Origin of the sequence: Streptomyces liliiviolaceus (assembly GCF_018070025.1) — a bacterium.
Classification (GTDB): domain Bacteria; phylum Actinomycetota; class Actinomycetes; order Streptomycetales; family Streptomycetaceae; genus Streptomyces; species Streptomyces liliiviolaceus.
Genome location: NZ_JAGPYQ010000001.1, coordinates 6,355,348 through 6,375,540 on the forward strand (window position 1 = coordinate 6,355,348; position 20,193 = coordinate 6,375,540).

17 protein-coding genes and 1 tRNA gene are annotated in these 20,193 nt (G+C 72.2%); 11 read left to right on the top strand and 7 right to left on the bottom strand.

What is annotated here, in order from left to right:
* Window positions 1-174 precede the first annotated feature (174 nt).
* The 3 genes from J8N05_RS27705 to J8N05_RS27715 form a co-directional block, all read right to left on the bottom strand.
* Window positions 175-1,647, bottom strand: a complete 1,473-nt coding sequence (locus tag J8N05_RS27705) for a glycoside hydrolase (RefSeq protein WP_210887386.1) — start codon at window positions 1,645-1,647, stop codon at window positions 175-177.
* Between the two features lie 158 nt (window positions 1,648-1,805).
* Complete coding sequence (locus tag J8N05_RS27710) at window positions 1,806-2,861, bottom strand: maleylacetate reductase (protein WP_210890432.1); 1,056 nt, start codon at window positions 2,859-2,861, stop codon at window positions 1,806-1,808.
* Window positions 2,862-2,884: 23 nt separating this feature from the next.
* Window positions 2,885-3,760 (bottom strand): dioxygenase family protein, encoded by an 876-nt coding sequence (locus J8N05_RS27715; protein ID WP_210887389.1) that lies wholly within the window; start codon window positions 3,758-3,760, stop codon window positions 2,885-2,887.
* Between the two features lie 373 nt (window positions 3,761-4,133).
* On the opposite strand from J8N05_RS27715, the gene J8N05_RS27720 reads away from it, so the two are divergent.
* Window positions 4,134-5,960 carry a helix-turn-helix domain-containing protein gene (locus tag J8N05_RS27720; protein WP_210887392.1) on the top strand — a complete coding sequence of 609 codons (1,827 nt, stop codon included), beginning with the start codon at window positions 4,134-4,136 and terminating at the stop codon, window positions 5,958-5,960.
* A 205-nt stretch (window positions 5,961-6,165) separates the two neighbouring features.
* The gene (locus J8N05_RS27725; RefSeq protein ID WP_210887395.1) at window positions 6,166-6,927 is read left to right on the top strand and encodes an AfsR/SARP family transcriptional regulator; all 762 of its coding nucleotides are present in this window, start codon (window positions 6,166-6,168) and stop codon (window positions 6,925-6,927) included.
* An 81-nt stretch (window positions 6,928-7,008) separates the two neighbouring features.
* Here the strand turns inward: J8N05_RS27725 and J8N05_RS27730 are convergent, their stop codons facing one another.
* Window positions 7,009-8,007, bottom strand: coding sequence for a DUF2156 domain-containing protein (locus J8N05_RS27730; protein ID WP_210887398.1), 999 nt, complete (start codon window positions 8,005-8,007; stop codon window positions 7,009-7,011).
* 199 nt (window positions 8,008-8,206) lie between these two features.
* Here J8N05_RS27730 and J8N05_RS27735 point away from each other — a divergent pair, with 199 nt between their 5' ends.
* The 7 genes from J8N05_RS27735 (at window position 8,207) to J8N05_RS27765 (ending at window position 14,847) form a co-directional block, all read left to right on the top strand.
* Complete coding sequence (locus J8N05_RS27735) at window positions 8,207-9,850, top strand: aldehyde dehydrogenase family protein (protein ID WP_210887401.1); 1,644 nt, start codon at window positions 8,207-8,209, stop codon at window positions 9,848-9,850.
* Between the two features lie 94 nt (window positions 9,851-9,944).
* Window positions 9,945-11,093, top strand: coding sequence for an acyl-CoA dehydrogenase family protein (locus tag J8N05_RS27740; RefSeq protein WP_210887404.1), 1,149 nt, complete (start codon window positions 9,945-9,947; stop codon window positions 11,091-11,093).
* A gap of 13 nt (window positions 11,094-11,106) precedes the next feature.
* Complete coding sequence (locus J8N05_RS27745; protein ID WP_210887407.1) at window positions 11,107-12,366, top strand: aspartate aminotransferase family protein; 1,260 nt, start codon at window positions 11,107-11,109, stop codon at window positions 12,364-12,366.
* A 9-nt stretch (window positions 12,367-12,375) separates the two neighbouring features.
* Entirely contained in the window at window positions 12,376-12,873 is a 498-nt protein-coding gene (locus tag J8N05_RS27750) for a type II toxin-antitoxin system RatA family toxin (RefSeq protein ID WP_210887410.1), read from the top strand.
* Window positions 12,873-13,385, top strand: a complete 513-nt coding sequence (locus tag J8N05_RS27755; protein WP_247706521.1) for a hypothetical protein — start codon at window positions 12,873-12,875, stop codon at window positions 13,383-13,385. The genes J8N05_RS27750 and J8N05_RS27755 overlap by 1 nt, the downstream gene beginning before the upstream one ends.
* Window positions 13,382-13,885: a flavin reductase family protein gene (locus J8N05_RS27760; protein ID WP_210887414.1), complete on the top strand. Its 504-nt coding sequence runs from the start codon at window positions 13,382-13,384 to the stop codon at window positions 13,883-13,885. Before J8N05_RS27755 ends, J8N05_RS27760 begins: the two co-directional genes overlap by 4 nt.
* Complete coding sequence (locus J8N05_RS27765; RefSeq protein ID WP_210887417.1) at window positions 13,882-14,847, top strand: ferritin family protein; 966 nt, start codon at window positions 13,882-13,884, stop codon at window positions 14,845-14,847. Before J8N05_RS27760 ends, J8N05_RS27765 begins: the two co-directional genes overlap by 4 nt.
* 15 nt (window positions 14,848-14,862) lie before the next feature.
* Here the strand turns inward: J8N05_RS27765 and J8N05_RS27770 are convergent, their stop codons facing one another.
* From J8N05_RS27770 to J8N05_RS27780, 3 genes are read right to left on the bottom strand one after another with little or no spacing between them, the layout of a single operon-like run.
* Window positions 14,863-15,588 carry an SGNH/GDSL hydrolase family protein gene (locus J8N05_RS27770; RefSeq protein ID WP_210887420.1) on the bottom strand — a complete coding sequence of 242 codons (726 nt, stop codon included), beginning with the start codon at window positions 15,586-15,588 and terminating at the stop codon, window positions 14,863-14,865.
* Window positions 15,578-17,554 carry an MmgE/PrpD family protein gene (locus tag J8N05_RS27775; protein WP_210887423.1) on the bottom strand — a complete coding sequence of 659 codons (1,977 nt, stop codon included), beginning with the start codon at window positions 17,552-17,554 and terminating at the stop codon, window positions 15,578-15,580. Before J8N05_RS27775 ends, J8N05_RS27770 begins: the two co-directional genes overlap by 11 nt.
* Complete coding sequence (locus J8N05_RS27780; RefSeq protein ID WP_210887426.1) at window positions 17,551-19,188, bottom strand: DHA2 family efflux MFS transporter permease subunit; 1,638 nt, start codon at window positions 19,186-19,188, stop codon at window positions 17,551-17,553. The genes J8N05_RS27775 and J8N05_RS27780 overlap by 4 nt, the downstream gene beginning before the upstream one ends.
* A gap of 122 nt (window positions 19,189-19,310) precedes the next feature.
* On the opposite strand from J8N05_RS27780, the gene J8N05_RS27785 reads away from it, so the two are divergent.
* Both J8N05_RS27785 and J8N05_RS27790 read left to right on the top strand, forming a co-directional pair.
* Window positions 19,311-19,967 (top strand): TetR/AcrR family transcriptional regulator, encoded by a 657-nt coding sequence (locus J8N05_RS27785; RefSeq protein WP_210887429.1) that lies wholly within the window; start codon window positions 19,311-19,313, stop codon window positions 19,965-19,967.
* A gap of 84 nt (window positions 19,968-20,051) precedes the next feature.
* Window positions 20,052-20,141 (top strand) — tRNA-OTHER (locus J8N05_RS27790).
* The last annotated feature ends 52 nt before the right edge of the window (window positions 20,142-20,193 follow it).

Consider the following 20,193-nt stretch of genomic DNA (forward strand, 5'->3'; position numbering starts at 1 on the left):
GTTCACCTTTCATCGGCTGCGTCGGAGCCCCGGCGAAACGGCACGCAGCTCATGACCATCCTGGACCCGGACGCACGAAGGCGGGTGTCTCACTTTGAGACACCCGCCTTCCCGGGGCGACGGCACCACCGCCCTGGTCAGTGCGTTCCGGTCAGTGCGTCCGGGCCGGGACCGTCACACGGTGACCCCGTCGATCTCGAAGGTCTGCACCGAGCCCGCGGCGAACGGCACGCTCAGGCTCTTGCCGTTCAGATAGGTGTCCGAGCGGGCGGTGTAGAGGTCGCCGCTGCCGGAGGTGAGCGTGTTCCAGCGCCGTACGAGTCCGCCCGTGCCGCCGGTGACCGCGGAGAAGCGGGACAGGTCGAAGGTGAGTGTCTGCGCCGCGCCGGAGTTGACGGCGACGACGACCAGGCGTTTCTGGGTCGCGTCGTGGGCGGCGACCGCGTAGCCGACCCCGGTGTCGATGATGGTCATGCCGGGCCGGATGTGCCGGCTGAACTGGGCCATCACGTAGTACTTGGTCTGCACGGTCGTCGGCTGCAGCGTGCTCTGGTCGTAGGCGATCATCGCCCAGCCGGTGGAGGGGTCCATCGCCTGCCAGTACACCCAGGCGGTCGGGTGCAGCCAGCGGAAGTCCAGGCACAGGTTGCTCGCCAGGGTGAGGCCGGTGCCGTCGCTGTCCCCGGTCTCGGAGTTCCAGAGCTTCTTGCCCGCCGTCGTGACGACGTCCGTGTAGAGGAGGTCGCGGCGGCCTCCTGAGCCCTGGTAGCCGTGCACGTTGACCTGTCCGACCAGGGCTTTCGTCGACGCGCCGAAGGAGTTCCAGGTCGTACGGGCCAGGTCGTAGCTCGTCTCGTCGGACGCCGAGAGCCGGACGCCGGACAGTCCGCGGGTGTCCAGCTCGCTGCGCAGGTAGGGAAGGACGGCCGCCTGGACGGTGGCGTCCATGTGGCAGCCCTCCTGCGTGCCCGTGGCGGTCCACCAGCTGGACGAGGGCTCGTTGAACGGGTCGACGGTCGCGAAGTTCACGCCCCAGTTGTTCTTCGCGTACAGGGCGACGGCGGCCAGGTGGGAGGCGTGCTGACGGTAGTTCCAGGACTGGAGGTTGTTGCCGCCGCCGGAGGCGCCCGACGGGTTGTGGTTGAGGCACATCCACCACATGGGCGAGTTGGCGAACAGCTCGGAGACCGCGCCCCGTTGGGTCGCCTTGACCAGGGCGGCGCGCTGGTTGGCGTCGGCCGTCCAGTCCCAGGCGGAGGACGTGGGGTCCTCGTTGTTCCAGTCCTGCCAGAAGCCCTCGATCTGCTTGAACGCCGGGATGTTCGGCGAGGCGACCATGCTCTCGCCGCCCACGCTGTTGGGGCTGCACGCGCCCAGGTTGTAGCGGGCGATGTTCAGTCCGAGGCCGGGCAGGGTCCGGCCGCCGTACGCCACGGACTTGGTGGTGAAGAAGATGTCGGCGAAGTCGTCACGTGCGCCGAAGACGTTGGCCCACCAGGCGAGGGAGGTGCCCCAGCCCTCCCAACGCCCGTAGCCGGTGGCGGGGTTGACCGCGATGGTCGCGTCGGCCCGTGCGGTGCCTGTCGCCAGCGCACTGCCCAGCAGCGTGCCGCCCGCCGCCGCCAGCAGCGATCTGCGCTTGATCATGGGGTCTCCTGTCAGGCTCATGCCACAACCTGTTTGAAGAATGGGGCGGCCCCAAACGGTTGTCGAGACGCATGACAGCGCTTTCTCTTTCGATAGCTTGCGGAACCTTGCGGAACCCTGTGGACGCGCGGCCCACAGGGAATCGCCGCAGCCGTAGGTCAGATCAGGGGTGAGGTCGCAGCCGCGCGAGGTGCCCGTCCCGCGAACGCCGCCTCCAGTACGGTCAGCGCGTCCTGCGCCGTGACCGGGCGCGGATTGGCGTACGCCTGCCCCGCGACCAGTTCGGCCGCCCCCTTCAGATCGGCCTCCGTCAGACCGAGCCCGGCGAGGGAACGGGGTGCGCCGAGGTCTCCCGCGAGGGCCCACAGGGCGCGCGGGGCGTCGTCGGTGCCGAGGGCACGGTTCAGCGCCTGTACGGCCGCGGGGGCGGCGGGCGCGTTGAACGCGAGGGCGTACGGGAGGACCACCGTGTGCGTCTCGGCGTGCGGCAGGCCGAACGTGCCGCCCAGCACATGGCAGAGCTTGTGGTGCAGGCCCATGGTGGTCGCGCCCAGACAGGAACCGCAGAGCCAGGCCCCGTAGAGGGCACGGCCGCGGGCCTCCGGGTCCGACGGCTCGGCGGCGATCTCCGGCAGCGCCGAGGTCATCGCCCGTACGCCTTCCTCCGCCATCAGGGCGATCAGGGGCGAGGTGTCGGGGGCGTACAGCGCCTCGACGGCGTGCGCGACGGCGTTGACTCCGCTGGTGACGGAGAGCGGTACGGGCAGGGAGAGGGTGAGGTCGGGGTCGTACACGACGCTGCGCGGGAGGACCGACGGGTCGCGGCCGGTGCGTTTGGCGCCGTGCTCGGTGAGGCCCCAGACGGGGGTCATCTCGGAGCCGGAGTAGGTCGAGGGCACGGCGATCAGCGGGAGGCCGGTGCGCAGCGCGATCGCCTTGCCGAGGCCGATCGACGAGCCGCCGCCGACCGCCACACAGCCGTCGGCGCCGCGCTCCCGCGCCACCTCGACGGCCCGGTCCGCGACCTCGGCCGGGACGTGCATACGGGCCTCGGCGTGCACTCCCGCGCAGAGGTCGCCCAGCGAGTCCGCGACCGCCCCGGCCGTGTCCGCGCCGCGCGCACCGGACACCACGAGCACCCGGCGCAGTCCGAGCCGGTCGACCTCGCCGGCCGTCGCGGTCACCGAGGCGCCGGGCCGGAGGACGACACGCATGGGCTGTGCCTCGTACGAGAAGTTCACGCGGTGCGCTCCGGGGTCAGTACGAGGTCGAAGCGGGCGTGCCTGAAGGGGTTCGGGATGCCGAACTCCCGTGCCAGGGACGGGTCGTCGGTCTCCGCGAAGTCCTGGACGAGACTGCGCTTCACCGCGAAGACGGCGTCCGAGTCGAGGTAGTCGCTGCCCGCCACGAAGATGTGCGTGGTGACCGGGATGTGGCCCTCGGCGCCGGCGATGAAGTGGATGTGCGCCGGGCGGTAGGGGTGACGGCCGGTGGCGCGGAGCAGGTCGCCGACCGGGCCGTCGGTCGGGATGGGGTACGGGCTCGGTACGCAGGTACGGAAGTGGAAGCGGCCCGCCGCGTCGGTGGTGAAGAGGCCGCGGCCGTTGCCCGCGGGCTGGACGCCGGGCTGCTGCACGTCGTAGAAGCCGTGGGCGTCGGCCTGCCACACGTCGAGGGTCGCGCCGGGCAGCGGGGTGCCGTCCTGGGACAGCACGCGGCCACTGACCACGCACGGTTCGCCGCTGCCCACGAGGTCGATGTCCGCGCCGAGTTCGCGGACCGGGGACTCCGTCATGTGGAAGGGGCCGAGGACGGTGGACTCGGTGGCGCCGGGGGCGCGGTCGGCGTTCAGGGTCTCCACGAGCATCGACAGCCCGAGCACGTCGGACAGGAGGATGAACTCCTGTCGGGTGTCGGTGCACGTCTGGCCGGTCGCCGTCAGGAAGCCGATCGCCCGTTCCCACTCCTGCTGGGTGAGCCGGGTCTCGCGGGCGAAGTCGTGCACATGCCGGACGAGCGCGCTCAGCAGCTCGCGCAACCGCGGATCGGTGTCCGCCCCGAGGCTGTGTACGGCCTCGTCGGTGACCGTGTCCCGACCGGCATCGACACTCATGACGACTCCACCCTCTCGCTCCGCGTCCCACGAACCACCAAGTATGGTCCCGCGCCCCGATCCCCCGAGGCAGCCGCGCTCACGAACGCAAACGCCCGCCCCACCCCCACCCCCCAAGGGGCGCGGGGAACTGCGCAACCAGCCACAACGCACCCGCACTGCCCCCACAACCCCGGCCACCCACCCCCCTAAGGGGCGCGGGGAACTGCGCAACCAGCCCCCACGCACCCGCACAAACCCCACAACCCAAACCACCCACCCCCAAGGGGCGCGGGGAACTGCGCGACCAGCCCCCACGCACCCGCACAGACCCCACAGCCCCAAGCCACCCCTCGTTGCCCCTTCAACAACACCCGGTACCGTGGACACCGCCGTGACCACCGCAAACGACTCCCCCGCCCTCACCCCGCTCCGCCACGCACGCGAGCGGTTCCTGACCGGGCTCCCGCTGCCCGACGACGTACCGCCCGAGATCGCCGCCGCCTGGCGCCGCGCCCGCTTCTTCGGCGTACCGCACGACCTCACGGAGCCCACCCGACCCGCACCCCCGGCGGGCTCCGCCCTGCTGACCGCCGCCCGGCCGGTGCTCGAACGGCTGGCGCCCCCGCTCTCCTCCGGGCAGTCGGCCGTGGTCCTCACCGACGAGCGCCTGCGGGTCCTGTGGTCGGGCGGGAACACCCCGCACGACGAGACGTACCCCGACCTGTCCGAGCGCGAGGTCGGGCACAACAGCGCGGCGCTGGCCCTGCGCAGCCGGAGCCGCGCCGAGGTGCACGGCCCCGAGCACTTCCTGGACCTGTGGCAGGACGTGTCGGCTGTGAGCGTTCCGGTGCTGGCGCCTGAGAACGGCCGCGTCCTCGGCACGGTGACCGTCGCGTCGGGCCTGTGCGCCGAGCGTTCGCCGCACCCCGGCGCCGCCCTCGCCGAGGCCACGGCGGCGGCCGTCGAGGCGGAACTCCTGACCCGGTCGCGCACGGCGGAACGCGTACTGCTCGACGCCTACCAGCGGGCCGCCGCCCGGCCGGGCGCGGCGGTCGTGGCACTGGACGGCCGCAACCGCCTGGTCAACGAGACGGCGGCGGGACTGCTGCCACCGTCGGCGCTGGAAGCGCTGGAGGTCCTGGAGCGAAGCACCGCCACGAACCGGCCGCACGGGACGGACGCCGCGCCCGGACCATCCGAGCCGCACACGCCGGACGACCCGCACGGACCACACAGCCCCGCCGGCCCCGCCCCGTACGTCCTGGACCTCCCCGACGCCGCCGGCACCGCGTGCGTCACCCAGGTACGCCACGAGGGCGTCGTCATCGGCGTGGTCGCCGTCGTCGAACCGCCCGTCGGGCCGCCCTCTCGGCCCGCCGGACCGCCCCGCACCGCGCCCGCCGGGCGTTCCGTCCCCTGGCGGCACGCGACGAGCCGCGCGGCGGACCTGGCCCGCTCCCGTGAGCCCCTGCTGCTCACCGGCGAGCGCGGCACCGGAAAGACCTTCCTGGCACGGGAGTTGCTGGCCGCGCACGGCGGACCGGCCCCGCTGGTCGTGGACGCGGCGAAGCAGCCGGCCGCAGCCGCGATCGACGGCTGGGCCGGACCGTCGGCCGACGGCCGGACCGCGGCGCCGGCCCCCGACCGCCCCCTCCTCCTGCGCCACGCCGAAGGACTCGCGCAGACCGACATCGCCTCGCTCGACTCCCTCCTCGAAGCCCACCCGCACGCGCCCCTCCTGGTCACGTACACGCCCGGCACTCCCCCGGGCCCCTGCCTCCAGCGACTGCTGGACGGCCTGGCCGTCCGCTCGGTCACGCTTCCGGCGCTGCGAGAACGCCCGGACGACATCAGGGAGTTGCTGGCGGAACTGACGCCGGGGCCCACGCCGGGCGAGCCGCCCCTGACCTGGACCCTGGACGCGCTGCACGCCCTGGAGCGGCACACCTGGCCCGGCAATGTCACCGAACTCGCCCAGCTGGTAAGGGCGTTGGCCGACGGGCGGCGCATCGTCGGACCCGTGCGACGGGCCGAACTGCCGGACCCTGTCCGGGAAGGACCCCCGGCACGGCCGCTGACCCCGATGGAGCACGCCGAGCGCACCGCCATCCTGGCGGCGCTGCGCAGCCACGGAGGCAACAAGGCGCGTGCGGCGGCGGCACTGGGGATCGCCCGCGCCACGCTGTACCGAAAGCTGCGCGGTTACCGGAACCGCTGACCGCCATACTGACCGCCGCCACCGGGCGGAACCGGAGAACACCATCGCGCCACCGCGAAGGGCACGGGACGCACGGGGCGGAAAAGGCCGATGACACCGCGGACAGTGGGACGCCTCACCTCTGCGACAACCGCATTGCTCCGCCCGAAAGTCGGAATTACCCTTCCCTCACGTGTTCGTACACGCTTGAACCACGGGGGAAAAATTGAAGGTTCGTCTGCTCGGGCCATTAGAACTCACGGATGGCCCCGTCACTCTGCGTCTGCCCGGCGAGAAACTCCGGGCGACTGTGGCCGCACTGGCACTCTCACCCAACAGGCCGGTGTCACGCAGTGATCTGATCGACGAGTTGTGGGGCGAGGATCTCCCGCGCAATGCGGAGAACTCCCTGCACGGTCATGTCGCCCGTCTTCGCCGCATCATTGACACGCACACCGGGAAGGACAATCTGCGTGATCTGATCCGCACATCGAGTTTCGGATACATGCTTTCTTTGCCCGAGAATGACATCGACGCCTCGCTCTTCTGCAATCTGACCCGGCAGGCGGCCACGCTCCACAGGTCCGCGCCCGGACAGGCGATCCCGCTGCTGAACCAGGCGCTCGCGCTGTGGCGGGGCCCGGCCCTGCTGGACACCGGGCAGGGCCTGATCAGCAGGATGGCGTACACCCGGCTCACCGAGACCCGACTGACGGCGTACGAGTATCTCTTCGACGCCGAGCTGCGGCTGGGCCGGCACCGGGAGATCGTCACGGAGCTGCATCCGCTGCACGCGCGCTATCCGCTGCGCGAGCGCTTCTGCGAGCAGCTCATCACCGCGCTGTACCGGTCGGGACGGCAGGCGGAGGCACTCGACGTCTACCACCGCACCCGGCGGCGGCTCGCCGACAACCTGGGTCTTGAGCCGGGGGACGCGTTGCGGGAGCAGTTCGAGAGGGTGCTGCGACGGGAACCGCTGACCGTCTGAGGAACACCCCGCACGGGGCGGTGCCGCCGCCGGGGCCCACCCGGCGACGACACCGCCCCCACCACCGTCGATCGCCGTACGTCACACCGACTTCGTCACCCGCAGCAGCCGCCACACCGCACCCGCCCGGGCCCGCCCGTGGAAGGCGAGGTACTGCGGGAGCACCAGCCCGGGCGCCCATTTCTCCTTGTACGCCAGTTGGCTCGCCGCCGGGTACACCCGCTCCCCGTGGTCGGCGAGGAACCGCAGAAAACGGCCGGTCAGCGCGCTGGCCGCGGCCGTCTCGTGCTCCTCGGACAGCCCGGTGAAGGGCGTGAACCCGAGGTGCAGCCACTGCGCGCCCTCGCTTCGGAACACCTCGATGGCCCGCAGGTTGACGGCCTCCAGGACCCCGGGCGTACTCGACGGCACCCGGCGGGTCAGATCGTGCAGCCACCCGGAGTGCCTGCCGTACGCCGGTGAGTACGAGATGTAGGCGACGGCCTTCCCCTCGATCCGCCCCACGAAGAGCCGCCGTTCGGTCTGCGCAGGTCCGCCGAGCTGTCCGACCAGGAACTCGATCTCCTTCACATGCCGCCCCTTGGCGCGCAGCCAGGGCCGGTCCACGGCCGCCAGTTCGTCGGCGACCTCGTCGAACGGCACCTCGTCCACCTCAAGGCCCGCCCGCCGGGCCCGCGAGATCTTGTTGCGGAGCTTCACGAACCGGGTGCCCTTGAGGGTGAAGTCCGGCAGCGCCAGCGCGTAGGCGCAGCCGATCTGGTTCACGGTGAACCCGGCACGGGCGTAAAGGCCGACGTCCTCGCCCTGCAGTTGTACGGCGACGACCCGCCGGCGCTGTGCGGCGGCGAAATCGAGGAAGGCGGCGAGGAGTCCGGGCCTCTCGCTCTCGGCCGCGAAAGGGCCGCCGAACTGGATCAGATAGCGGCCAGCGCGCCGGAAGACGACCACTCCCGCGCTCCCGGGCCGGGTGAAGTACTCGTTCCCGGTGTTCAGGGCGAGGAACGCGCTGGAATTCTCCGCGTACTCGCCGAGCGCGTACAGAACCCTGTCGAATGTCGCCGTCTCCCGGGTGGTTGACATATCCCGTCCCCCTGTCGTCGCATCGAATCCCCACCCTTGCGCCCCGACCTTCGATCCTCCTGAAACGCCCGTCTCAGTCCGGTGTCAGACCCTTCTCAGCCCCGGCTGGAAGTTTGTGGGAAATCAGCGGGAGATCGATCGGGGGGCCGGTGTGACCGGAATACAGGCGGGGACTCGTGAAGTGCGCGAGGGAAATGAAGTGCGTGAGGGGAACGAGGTGCGGCTGGGTCCCGGCGCGCGGAGCTACGGCTCGTACATCGGGGGGCGCGGTGTCACGGGGGACGACTGGGTGTACGTGGTCGACGCGGCGGCGCTGCTCGACGACGCCTTCTCCAACCTGACGCTCAAGCGGCGCCTCGAACGCGGCCAGGCCCCGGACGGGGAACTGCCGCCCTCGATCGTCGGCCGGGTCGCCAAGGCCGGTCCCGACGAGGTGCGGCTGGCTCTGGAGGCCGCGTCCCGGGCCGCCGTCGAGTGGGCCGCCGTGCCGCTGGAGATCCGGCTCGACCGGGTGTGCACGCTGCTGCACCGCCGGATCACCGAACGCGCCGAGGAGATCGAGGAGATCCTGGTCCAGGAGGGGCATCCGCGGGTGCTCGCCCGCTGGCAGGTCTCGGGGATGCTGGAGTGCTGGGGCCCCGAGTCCGTCGGCTTCTACCACTCGCAGCTGCACCAGGAGTTCCGGCACGGCGTACGGGAGATCTCCGTACGCCGCAGGCCGGACGGTGTGGTCTGTCTGAACCCGCCGCAGAACGCCCCGATGGCCAGCGCCCTGCTCGGGGTGCACGCGATCTTCGCGGGCAACGCCCTGGTCGTCCGCGCCCCGAGGAGCGGACCGCTCGGGGTGATGTACGCGCTGCAGGAGCTGGTGGCCCCGGTGCTGGACGAGGTCGGCGCTCCCCCCGGCACGCTCGGGGTGGTCTGCGGCGACCCCGCTCCCCTGCTGAACGCCTGGCTGGACAGCCCGCTGGTCGACGACATCATGTACTTCGGCAGCAGCGAAGCGGGCATCCGCTTCCAGGACCGGTGCGTGGCCGCGGGCAAGAAGCCGATCCTGGAGCTGGCAGGCAACGACGTGGTGACGGTCTGGAAGGACGCCGATGTCGAGCTGGCCGCCGAGGCGCTGACCGAGGGGTTCTTCGGCTCGGGCCAGCTGTGCATGATCCCCAACCAGGTCGTGGTCCATCCGGACGTCGCCGAGCCGCTGCTGGCCGAACTGGTGCGCCAGGCACGGCTCGTGAAGCCAGGTCGCGCGGGCGACGAGGACGTACTGCTCACACCGGTGCTGCGCAACGAGAAGTTCTTCGACTGCCTGGACGACGCCCTGCTGCAGGGCGCCGAGCTGGTCTGCGGCGGGCACGCGATGCTCGTCGACGGTACGCGCGACCCGGCGGGCATCTTCCTGGAGCCGACCGTCGTCCTCGTCCGCGGACTGACGGACGCCCGGCGCATGACGGCCGTCAGCCAGGAGACCTTCTTCCCGCTGCTGCCCGTGATCGTGGCCGAACCGGACGACGACGAGCGGCTGTTGGAGAAGTTCATCGACTTCGTGAACAGCACCGGCTACGGGCTGCGCAACTCCCTGTGGGCCGCCGACCGCGAGGTGGTCGACCGCTTCGTCGACCGTGTCACCGAGGGCGGCCTGCTCAAGGTCAACGACTCGCACATCGGGTTCCTGCCCTATCTGCCCTCGCACGGCGGTACGGGGCTGACCGGCGGGGTGTTCGGCGAGGCCAACTACCCGGCCCTGCGCACCACGCACGTCCAGGGCGTCAGCGTCTCCCCGGGCGGGATCCGCCCCCGGGACGCGGTCTTCGGCACCGGCGACCGACCGGCGGCCTGATCGCGCCACAGCGCCAACGCGCCAACGCGGCTGCCGCAAAAGCACGCTGACGGTCATTCACCAACACCCAGACATACGACAGTTCGAGGAACCCATGCGTTCGATGGACCACGCCCGGGAGACCTGCGAGGCCTTTCTCCCCGGCCTGCTCGACAAGCTCGACGACATCCCGCTGTCCGAACTGGAAGCGCCGGGCAGCCCCGCTCTCGACCACTTCCGGGCCTGCGGGGGTCCCGGACTGGTGATCCCTGCCAGGTATCACGGCGGCGGAGCCGACCCGCTCCAGGCGCTCGCGGTCGTCCGCGCGGTCGGCGCCCACTCACCGTCCCTCGCGGTCGCCACGACCATGCACCACTTCTCCGTGGCCACCCTGTTCACCCTCGCCGACAGCGTGCAGCGCTCCGGCATGGAGTGGGCCCTGCTCGAAGGCATCGCGGAACAGGGCCTGCTGGTGGCCTCCGGGTTCGCCGAGGGGCGGCCGGGGCAGGGCATCCTCGCCCCGACGGTCCGGGCGAAGGCGGTCGACGGCGGTTATCTGGTCAACGGCAGCAAGAAGCCGTGCAGCCTCTCCGCGTCGATGGACCTGCTGACCGCGAGCGTGGCACTGCCCACGAAGGACGGCGACGGCGGCGGTGAGGGTACGGAGCTCGCGGTGATGCTCCTGCCCCGGGCCAGCGAGGGCATCAGCGTGCACCCCTTCTGGAAGAGCTGGGCGCTGGCCGGGGCGGAGAGCGACGAGGTGCGGCTGACCGACGTCCTCGTGGACGAGCAGCTGCTCATGCGGACGGCCGCCGCCGAACCGGGCCGGCTCGACGAACTGCAGACCACCGGCTTCCTCTGGTTCGAACTGCTCATCTCCGCCTGCTACTCGGGCGCGGCCGGCGCACTGGTCGAGCGTGCCCTCGTACGCGAGCACAGCACGTCGGACCGTGCCGGCCTGGTGACGCGGCTGGAGACGGCCAATCTGCTCCTTGAGGGTGTCGCCCGGATGCTGCGGGACGGCGAGAGCGACGACGAGGCGCTCGGCAAGGCGCTGGTGGCACGGTTCGCGGCGCAGGACGCGCTGGGCGAGGCGGTGCGGCGGGCGGTCGAGATGCTCGGCGGAACGGCCTTCATCTCCTCGTCCGAGGTCGCGTACCTCGCCGCCGTCTCGCACGGGCTCGGCTTCCATCCACCGTCCCGGGCGAGCTTCGCCGCCCCCTATCTGGAGCACGTGGCGGGCAGTCCGCTGCGGCTCGCGTGAGGCGGGGACCATCATGACCGTCGCACCCGCGACGACCGCACGGGAGGAGCTGGGCCGGCTGTACCGCGCCCGGCTGAGCAAGGGCCGGGCCACCCTCGGCGAGATGTTCGGCGGCCATGTGGAGGTCGCCTCGGAGGGCGCCTGGGTGACCACGGCCGACGGCGGCAGGTTCCTCAACTGCGGCGGCTACGGCGTCTTCCTGACCGGCGCCCGGCATCCCACCGTCCTGCGGTACGTGAGCGAGCAGCTGCACTCCCACCCGGTGGCGACCCGGCTCTTCCTGGAGCCGCAGGCCGCCCTCGCCGCGGACGCGCTCGTGGCGGTGGCCCCGCCGGGCCTGGAGCGTGTGCACTTCGCGGGCTCGGGGGCGGAGGCCGTGGAGACCGCGATCAAGGTGGCCCGCACCCGGGGCAGGACCCGGCTGATCGCCATGGAGTCCTGCTACCACGGCAAGACCATGGGGGCGCTGAGCCTGACCGGCAAGGACGTCTTCCAGAACCCGTTCCGGCCGCTGCTGCCCGACGTCACGCATGTGCCGTACGGGGACACCGCCCCGCTCGGGGAGGCACTGGCTGCGGCGCCCGGCGAGGCGTGCGTGTTCGTCGAACCGGTGCAGGGCGAGGCCGGGGTCGTGATCCCGCCGCCCGGCTATCTGCGGGAGGTGCGGCGGCTGTGCGACGCACACGGGGCGCTGCTCGTCCTGGACGAGATCCAGACCGGTATGGGCCGGCTGGGCAGCTGGTGGGGAGCCGACGCCGAGGACGTCCGCCCCGATCTGATGCTGGTCGGCAAGGGGCTGAGCGGCGGGGTGGTCCCCGTGTCGGCGGTGCTCTCGACACCGGAGGCGTTCTCGGTGCTCGACCGCGACCCGTATCTGCACACCTCGACGTTCTCCGGCGCGCCCCTCGCGATGGCCGCCGCGCGCGGGGCCCTCGCGGCGATCCAGGAGGACGAACTGGTCGACCGCGCGCGGGTGCTGGGCGGCGAGATCCTCAACGTGCTGGGGCGGATCGTCCGCGCCCACTACGGGAGCGCGGTACGCGAGGTGCGCGGCCGGGGCCTGCTGCTGGGCGTGGAGTTCGCCGAGCCGGGGCCCGCGGGCGACCTCCTCATCGAGCTGATCGAGCACGGGGTCGTCGCGAACCACTCGCTCAACTCCCATCTGGTCCTGCGGCTGACACCGCCCGCCGTGCTGACCCGCGGCGACCTGGACTTCCTCTACGAAGCGCTCGACCGGGCCTGCCGTGCGCAGTCGGCCCGCTATGGAAGGTGACGTGACGACATGCGAAGCGCTCAACTGACCGTACGGACCGGGGGTGTCGGCGCCGAAGAGGCGTACCGGCGGGTCCGGGACTTCGCCCGCTATCCCGAACTGTCGCCCGTGGTGCGGTCGGTGACGGTCCGTGAAGGTCCGGATGGCGAGGAACACAGCGACTGGGCGGTGCACTTCCGCAACGGCATCCTGCGCTGGACGGAGGCCGACCGGTTCGACGAGGAACGGCTGACGATCGCCTTCCGCCAACTGCACGGCGATTTCGAGGAGTTCACCGGCAGCTGGCGGGTGCGGGTCGGCGCGGACTGCCTGATCGACTTCGCCGCCGAGTTCGACTTCGGGATCCCCAGCCTCGCGGGAATCCTCGACCCGGTGGCCGCGCGGGTGCTCAAGGAGACCATCGCGACCGTCCTGACGGGCCTGTTCCCCGACGCGACGGTGGTCGGCCCCGAGGCGGCCGGCGGGCCCGAGGCGGCCGGCGGGCCCGAACCCGCGGTGGCCGCCTGATGGACGCGCACAACCTCTTCGAGACACCGGTCACCTACCGGCTGATCCGCCTGGAGTACGGGCTCGGTCTCGTCGTCGCCACGGCGTTGTTCCTGGCCCACCTGGACGAGGTGCGATGGCTGCCGGCGCTCGCGCTGTTCGTGTACATCGACCTGATCGGCTACCTGCCGGGGGCGATCGCCCACCGGCGGGCCGGGGGCAGGCGGATCCCGCGGACGTACCACGTCCTCTACAACGTGATGCACAGCCTCGTCACCCAGGGCCTGGTGGCCCTGGCGTGGATCTGGCTGTTCGGCGCGGAGTGGGCGCTGCTGGTGCTGCCGATCCATCTCTTCGGCGACCGGGCGCTGTTCGGGAACTTCCTCAAGCCGTTCGGGCTGCGCTTCGAACCGGAGACGCATCCGGCGTACGAGCGATTTCGCGCCGAGTACGCGGCGCTGTCCCCGGACAGCGTGGACGCGGCCGACGAGGGGCGGCGGCTCGCCGACCGGTTCGACGCGAGGGCGACATGACCGGCACGGGCCTTTTGCGCGAGGGCACGGCGGTGTGGCGGTCCGTGGCCGGGGTGGCCGTCCTGACGTGCGGCCCGGCGCGACAGGCCCACGGCGTCACGGTCAGCACCCTGTGCGTCGCCTCGCTGCACCCGCCCATGGTGTCCGTCGCCCTGCGCCGGGGCAGCAGGGGGCTGGCGACCCTGCTGGGCCCGGGCCGCTTCGCGGTCAACGCGCTGTCCGACGGGCAGGCCCCGCTGGCGCATCGCTTCGCCCGTTCCGACCGGACGGACGGCTGGGACCTGCCGGACACCACCGGCCTGTGGGACGGCCGCTCGGCCTGCGGCGCCCCGCTGCTGCGCGACGCGGTGGGCTGGCTGGAGTGCCGGGTCGAGCGGACCGTGCCGGTCGGCGACCACGAACTGGTGCTGGCCCGTGTCCTGACCTCCCGGGCCGGCACCGGATCACCCCTGCTGAACACCCTGCCCACGAGTGCCACCCACGACAGGAGCAGAGCATGACCGACAGCACCGGCACGACCGCCGTTCCGGCCGAGGCCGACTGGGAGAACGCGCCCTCGCTCGTCGAGGGCGCGATGAGCCTCGAACTGACCGCCGCCGACTGCGATCTGGGGTACTGGCTGAGCGCGGTGCCCCAGGGCACCCTGCGCGGGCGGATCGCCGGACACGCACCGGACGTCGTGCCGCTCGACATCACCCGTGAGCCTGGCCCGCTGAACGCGGCGCTCACCCAGGAGCTGGCCTTCCGCTCGATCGCGGAGGAGAAGGCCACCCGGGCCATCTCGTACCTGGTCGCGCTGGCGCCGTCCCTGGAGACGATGGAGTTCTACGCCACCCAGCTGATCGACGAGGCCCGGCACTCCATGGTGTTCCGCAACCATCTCTCCGCACTCGGGGTCACGGACCTGACCGCCGACGTCGAGCGGCTCGCGGGCGCGGACCGGGACGCGGTCCTCGCCCCGCTGGAGGAACTGGGCCTGCGCGTCCTGCGGGACGAGGGCGACTTCATCGGCGGTGTGGTCGTGCTGACGATCCTCGTCGAGGGCGTGCTGGCGCCGGCCGCCGAGCTGAGCGAACGCAAGTGGCGGATCTTCGACCCGGCGGTCTCGGACATCGAGCGGGGCGCGGGCATCGACGAGATACGCCATCTCACGGTCGGCAGTTCCGTCGCCCGCGAGCATCTCCTCGCCCATCCAGAGGACCGGCCGCGGATCCTGGACCTGATCGTCCGCGGGCGGCGGCTGTGGAGCGAGCTGCCCGTCACCGACATGGTGCTGCGCCGCGAGGCCCTGTTCCAGGAAGGGCTCGACAAGCACGCCGGACTGGTCGGCGACCACGAGATCTGGCCCGGGCGGCGGCTGGTGGACACGACCGTCGAGGAGCGGGTCGGCACGGCACTGCGGTGGTCGGAGGAGATGCAGTCCCGGCGGCTCGCGTACATGGGCCTCCCGGAGGCGGTCTGACACACGCCCCCCGGCTCAGGGCTGGCGGCGCGCGAGGGCCCGTACCACGGCCGCGGCGGCCACCGCGTGCCCTCTGCTGCTGAGCCGGCCCGGCCCCGGCGCCCACAGGGTCCGCGGATCGAGTCCGCGCTGGTGGCGCATCAGGTCGACGTGCTGCGCCGCGTGGTGCAGCGTCACCAGGGCGATGCGCTGCACCAGCCGGAGCTGACGCTCGCGCACGGCGTCCGCCCGGGCGGCGGAGGCGGGGTCCGCCGGTGGTCCGCCCGCCGTGGACCGGTCGAAGGGGCTGATCACGACGGCGTGGCGGTAGGTGGCGCCCCGCAGGGAGTCCAGGATGCGGCTGAGTTCGATCTCGACGGAGTCGAGGTCGAACGCCGCCTGCCGCAACTCGGGGCCGCCGCACGAGATCAGCGCGAGGTCGCCGCGGAAGACGAGGGCGGCCAGCACCTGCCGGGAACGCATCTCGAAGAGGGACAGGTCCTTGCGGCCGCGTGCGGCACGGCAGGCGAGATCGGGGTGCGCCGCCCGGAGCGCGCCGGACACCCGGTCGCTCCAGCTCACCGCACGGTAGCCGGGTACGACGGCGGCCCGCGCCGGACGCGACTCGTACTCCCCCAGGATCACGACCCGGCGCCAGGGCGCGTCCGCGAGGGCGGCGACGGCCTCGCCGGGCCGCAGACAGCGCGGGTCGTCGTCCTCCGTGGGAGGAGTGCGGAACGGAGCGTGCGTGTCATCCGCCATGGACGTTCTCCGCACTCGTCTCCGTACTCTTCTCCACGCTCGTCTCGGCGCTTTTTGCCGCGCTCGTCTCCCCGTTCGTCTCCGCGCTCTTCGCGGCGCGCTCGACGTGGTCGCGGAGTTCCTCGACGACCCGCGACCAGAGGCTTTCGTCGCCCGCGGGCATACGGTCCAGCACGCCGAGCAGATGGGCGGCGTTGCGGCGGACCAGGTCGACGAGCACGTCCCGGGGCGCCGAGGCGAGAACCGCGTCGACGGCCGGCGCCGCCACCTCGGAGAGCACCCCCGAGACCGCCAACGCGCCCGCTTGCAGGGCGAGTTCGGCCAGTACACGGTCGGGGACGGAGTCGGCGGACCCCAGTAGACGCCCGTACGCCCCCTCCAACGCACGGGTGTCCACCGAGATGGTCCGCCGACCCCGCCTGGGGCGCCGCCGTTCGCCCCGGAGGATCTCCGCCTGCGCCTCGTCCGCCGCTCCGGACAGCGCAAGGGAGATCAGTCGTGCGACCCCGCCCGCGTCGAGGTCGGTCAGTTCCGCCACCATGTGCGGGACTTCGGGATGCCCTCCGCTGCGCAGGAACTTCTCGCGGGCCGCTGCCGCGTGCTCCCCGCCGCCCACGGCCCCGACGGCCTGCGCCCGGTGGGCGGTCAGCTCGCGCCCGTCGTGCAGCCGTACGGTCACGCGCGCGCCCAGGCGTTTGGTCGCGAAGCGGAAGTCGGTCTCGGGGGCCAGCCAGGCCGGGGGCAGCAGGTCGGCGGCGCGTTCGTCGGCCGCGCGCACCCAGGCGTCGGCGTGTTCGCCCGCGCGCCGCAGGGCCTGGCCCAGGGGCGCGGTCGACAGGAGCGCGGCCCGGCTCAGCCGCGGGTCGTGGACGGTGCGTACCTTCGCCGCGAGTTTCCAGCGCTCGGGGCGTTCGACGGCGGGGGGCATCAGATCCGCGGGGTCGAGGTCGCCGGTGAGCAGGGCGGTGGCCACGTTGTAGGGCAGGGAGAAGTTGAGTGCGGCGACGCTCGCGTTCGGGCCGATGTGCCGCGCCCGGGAGGCCCGGTCGAGTCCGCTGGTGAGGAGGGACCCTGCGACGACGACCTCGGCGATGTCGTCGGGGGTCGCGCCGGTGGCCCGGAGTTCCGCCGCGCAGTCCACCGCGCAGTCGACGGCGGCGCCGATGTAGGCGCTGCCCGGGTGGACCTTGTAGGAGAGCGTCTCGGTGTGCCAGAGCGTGCCGAAACCGGCCACCGCCTCCTCGGGCAGCGGCACGTCCGCGTACCGGCGCAGGAACCCCTCCGGGTGTTCGAGTACGTCCGCGGGTCCGCGCAGTCCGGCCAGGGCCCCGTCGCAGGCGGCGAGGCCGGTCTGGATCGGCGCCACCGCCGCGAACCCCTTGGCGTCGGTGGACAGGAAGCCGGGGGTGAGGGTCCACGGGGGTACGGAGAAGGCCAGGCCGAGCCCGTTCACCCAGGCGCGGGCGGGTGCGTCGAGGGCTCTCAGCCGGCCGGCGACCGTGCCCGCGAGGTGGGTGTGCGCGGCGGCCTGGCCACGGAAGGGCCCGAGGGTGGCGGCGGCCGTGACCCGGGCGGCGCTCTCGTCGGCGGCCAGGATCGCGGTGAGCAACTGGCGTCCGTCGAGGCGCAGTTGCCGCGCGTACACCACGGGCACGGTCACGCAGGAGTGCGAGAGGTGTCCCGCGTACGCCGTGTCGTCGTGGTCCAGGCAGATCGCGGCCATCGCCAGGGAGACGGCCGCGCGCGCGGGGTCCGGCTGGAGCGGTCCGCCGTACGCGCGGGCGATCCGCCTGCCGAGCGGATGCGCGTAGCCGGTGCGGGCGGCGGCCAGTTGGCTGAGGAGCTGGCTCCTGAGGTGGGCGACGACCCGGTCGGGGGCGTCGTCGAGTTCCAGGTCGCTCGCCCAGTCGGCGAGCCGCCGGATCAGGGTGCGACCGCCGGGGGCGCCGGCGGTTGCGGAGGTCACCGGGCGTGTCCCGTCGTCGCCCCGGTGGGTTCGGCGACCTCGGACGCGGCCGGGGCGTCAGCGGCGACCCGCCCCGCTCCGCGCCCGAGGAGCAGCAGCGCGCAGAGCCCGCCGACGAGTGTGCCGGCCGCCGCGACCTGCATCACCAGGTGCATGCCGTCGACGAAGACGGGTCCCACCGCGTCGAGGACCGGCTGTCGCAGCGCGGGCGGCAGGGCGTCGGTGCGGGACAGGTCGCCGTCGCTGAGCAGCGTGTACGCACGGTCGCGGGCGTCCTGCGGCATGGGCACCCCGGCGAGCGCGCCGGGCAGCGCGTCCCGCAGATGGCGCAGCAGCAGCGCCCCCGCGAGCGCCACCCCGAAGACCGCGCCGACCTGGCGGAACGTGTTGGAGATCCCGGACGCGGTGCCGGCCTGCTCGGGCGGTACGGCCCCGAGCAGGGCGACGGTCGCGGGCGCGCCGGTGAAGGAGACGCCGACACCGAGGAGGGCCAGTGCCCACCAGTAGGCGCCGAAGCCGCTGTCGGCGTCGAGGACGGTGAGGCCGTACAGACCGGCCGCCGAGAGGAGCGAGCCGCCCACGATGGGGGCACGCGGTCCGGTTCTGGCGGCGACGACGCTCGCCGCGAACGAGGCGATCATGATGGGCACGGTCAGCGCCAGGAACCGTAGGCCCGTCTCGATGCTGCTCAGTCCCTGGACGCTCTGCAGATGGAGGGTGAGCAGGAAGATCGCCGCGAACAGGCCGAAGAGACTGAGGAAGTTGACGACTCCCGCGACCGCCACGACCGGCTTGCGGAACAGTTTCAGCGGCAGCATGGGCTCGGTCTGCCGCAGCTCCCACACCACGAAGGCCACGAGTGCCGCTCCCGACGCGGCGAAGGCGCCGACGATGGGCGCGGAGGCCCAGCCCTCGCTGTTGCCCTCGATGAGCGCGTACGCCAGTGAGGCGATCGCGACGACGAACAGCAGCTGGCCCACGAGGTCCAGACGCCGGGCGCGCGGTCCGCGGTTCTCGGTCAGCAGCCGGGCCAGTACGGCGGTGGCCAGCACGCCGATGGGTACGTTGACCCAGAAGATGGACTGCCAGCCGACGGTGTCGACGAGCACTCCGCCGACCAACGGCCCGGCGGACAGGGCGAGTCCGCCGATCCCGGCCCAGATGCCGATGGCCTTCGCGCGGGCGGCCGGTTCGGTGTAGGTCGCCGAGACCAGCGCGAGCGACACCGGGATCATGATGGATCCGCACACGCCCTGGAGTGCCCGCCCGAGCAGCAGGGTCTCCGTCGAGGCGGCCAGCGCGCACAGGACCGAGCTGAGCGTGAAGCCGACCAGACCGCCGAGGAACAGCCGTTTGCGGCCGATGATGTCGCCGACGGTCCCCGAGGTGAGCAGCAGACAGGCGAAGGCGAGGGCGTACGCGTCGACCACCCACTGGAGTCCGGTCAGGTCGGCGTCGAGGTCGCGCTGGATCTCCGGCAGCGCCACGTTCACGATGGTGGCGTCGAGGTAGACCATGAACACGCCGAAACAGACGAAGGACAGGAGCAGGCCCTTCGGGTGGTGCGTGGTCGGGCGGTGCGTGGCCCGCTGGTGCGCGGTCCGCGCACCGGTCGCGCGTGGTGCGTCGCTCATTGCGGGTCCTCACCGTGAGGGGCCGGAGCGGGGCTTGCGTGAGAAGGTAAATGACCGACGGTCAGTCAGTCAACGCGGAATGACCGTCGGTCAGTCGACTCCCTTACAGAAAAGGCGATCTGATGGCACCACCTGTCACACGACGCAAGCGGGTCACCAGGAGTCCCGAGGACCGCAGGGCCGCCCTGGTACGGGGTGCGGCGAAGGTCTTCCGGGAGAAGGGCTTCGAGGCGGCGACGGTCGCCGAGCTGGCGGAGGCGGGCGAGGTCGCCAAGGGCACCTTCTATCTGTACTTCGACTCCAAGGACCAGCTGCTGGGCGCGATCTGGGAGGAGTACGTCGACGGGTTCCTGCAGGCCACCCGGGAGCGGCTGGAGGAGAGCGAGGACTGGTGGCCGACCCTGGACCGACTGCTCCGCGCCCTGGTGGAGCACGCCGTGGAGAACGCGGAACTGCACCGGATCGTCTACGGCTCGGCGAACGCCAAGGCCCTCGACCTGTGCCGGAGTTCGAACCGGCGGGTGGTGGACCTGGTCGGCGACTTCGTCGAACGCGGCGCGCGGGCGGGGGCGTTCGAGGCCTGCGACATCCGCCTGGTGTGCCGGATGCTGTTCTACGCGGCGGACGGCCTCCTCGACGACATGATCAGCCGCGGTGAGGACATCGACCCGGAAGCGGTCGTGACGGCGGTACGGGAGCTGACGCACCGCGGTCTCGGCGGCCCGCCCGTGCCTTCGCCACCGGCGCCCGCCGCCCCCCGACCGCGGACGGGTGGCTGATCTCAGCCCCGTCTCAGCGGCGTCTCAGCGGTCCGCGGCAGCATCGGACTCGTAAAGGTTCCACGGGGTCCACGAGATCCACCGGGAGAGGTGCCCGCAGCGGCCCAACGGGGTGCCGGCGTCAGCCGGTTCGGGTGCAAGCCCACGCAGGTTCGAATCCTGCCCTCTCCGCCAGGACAGTCCCTGCTGCCGTCCCTGCTGCCGTCACAGCTGTGGTCGCAGCTGT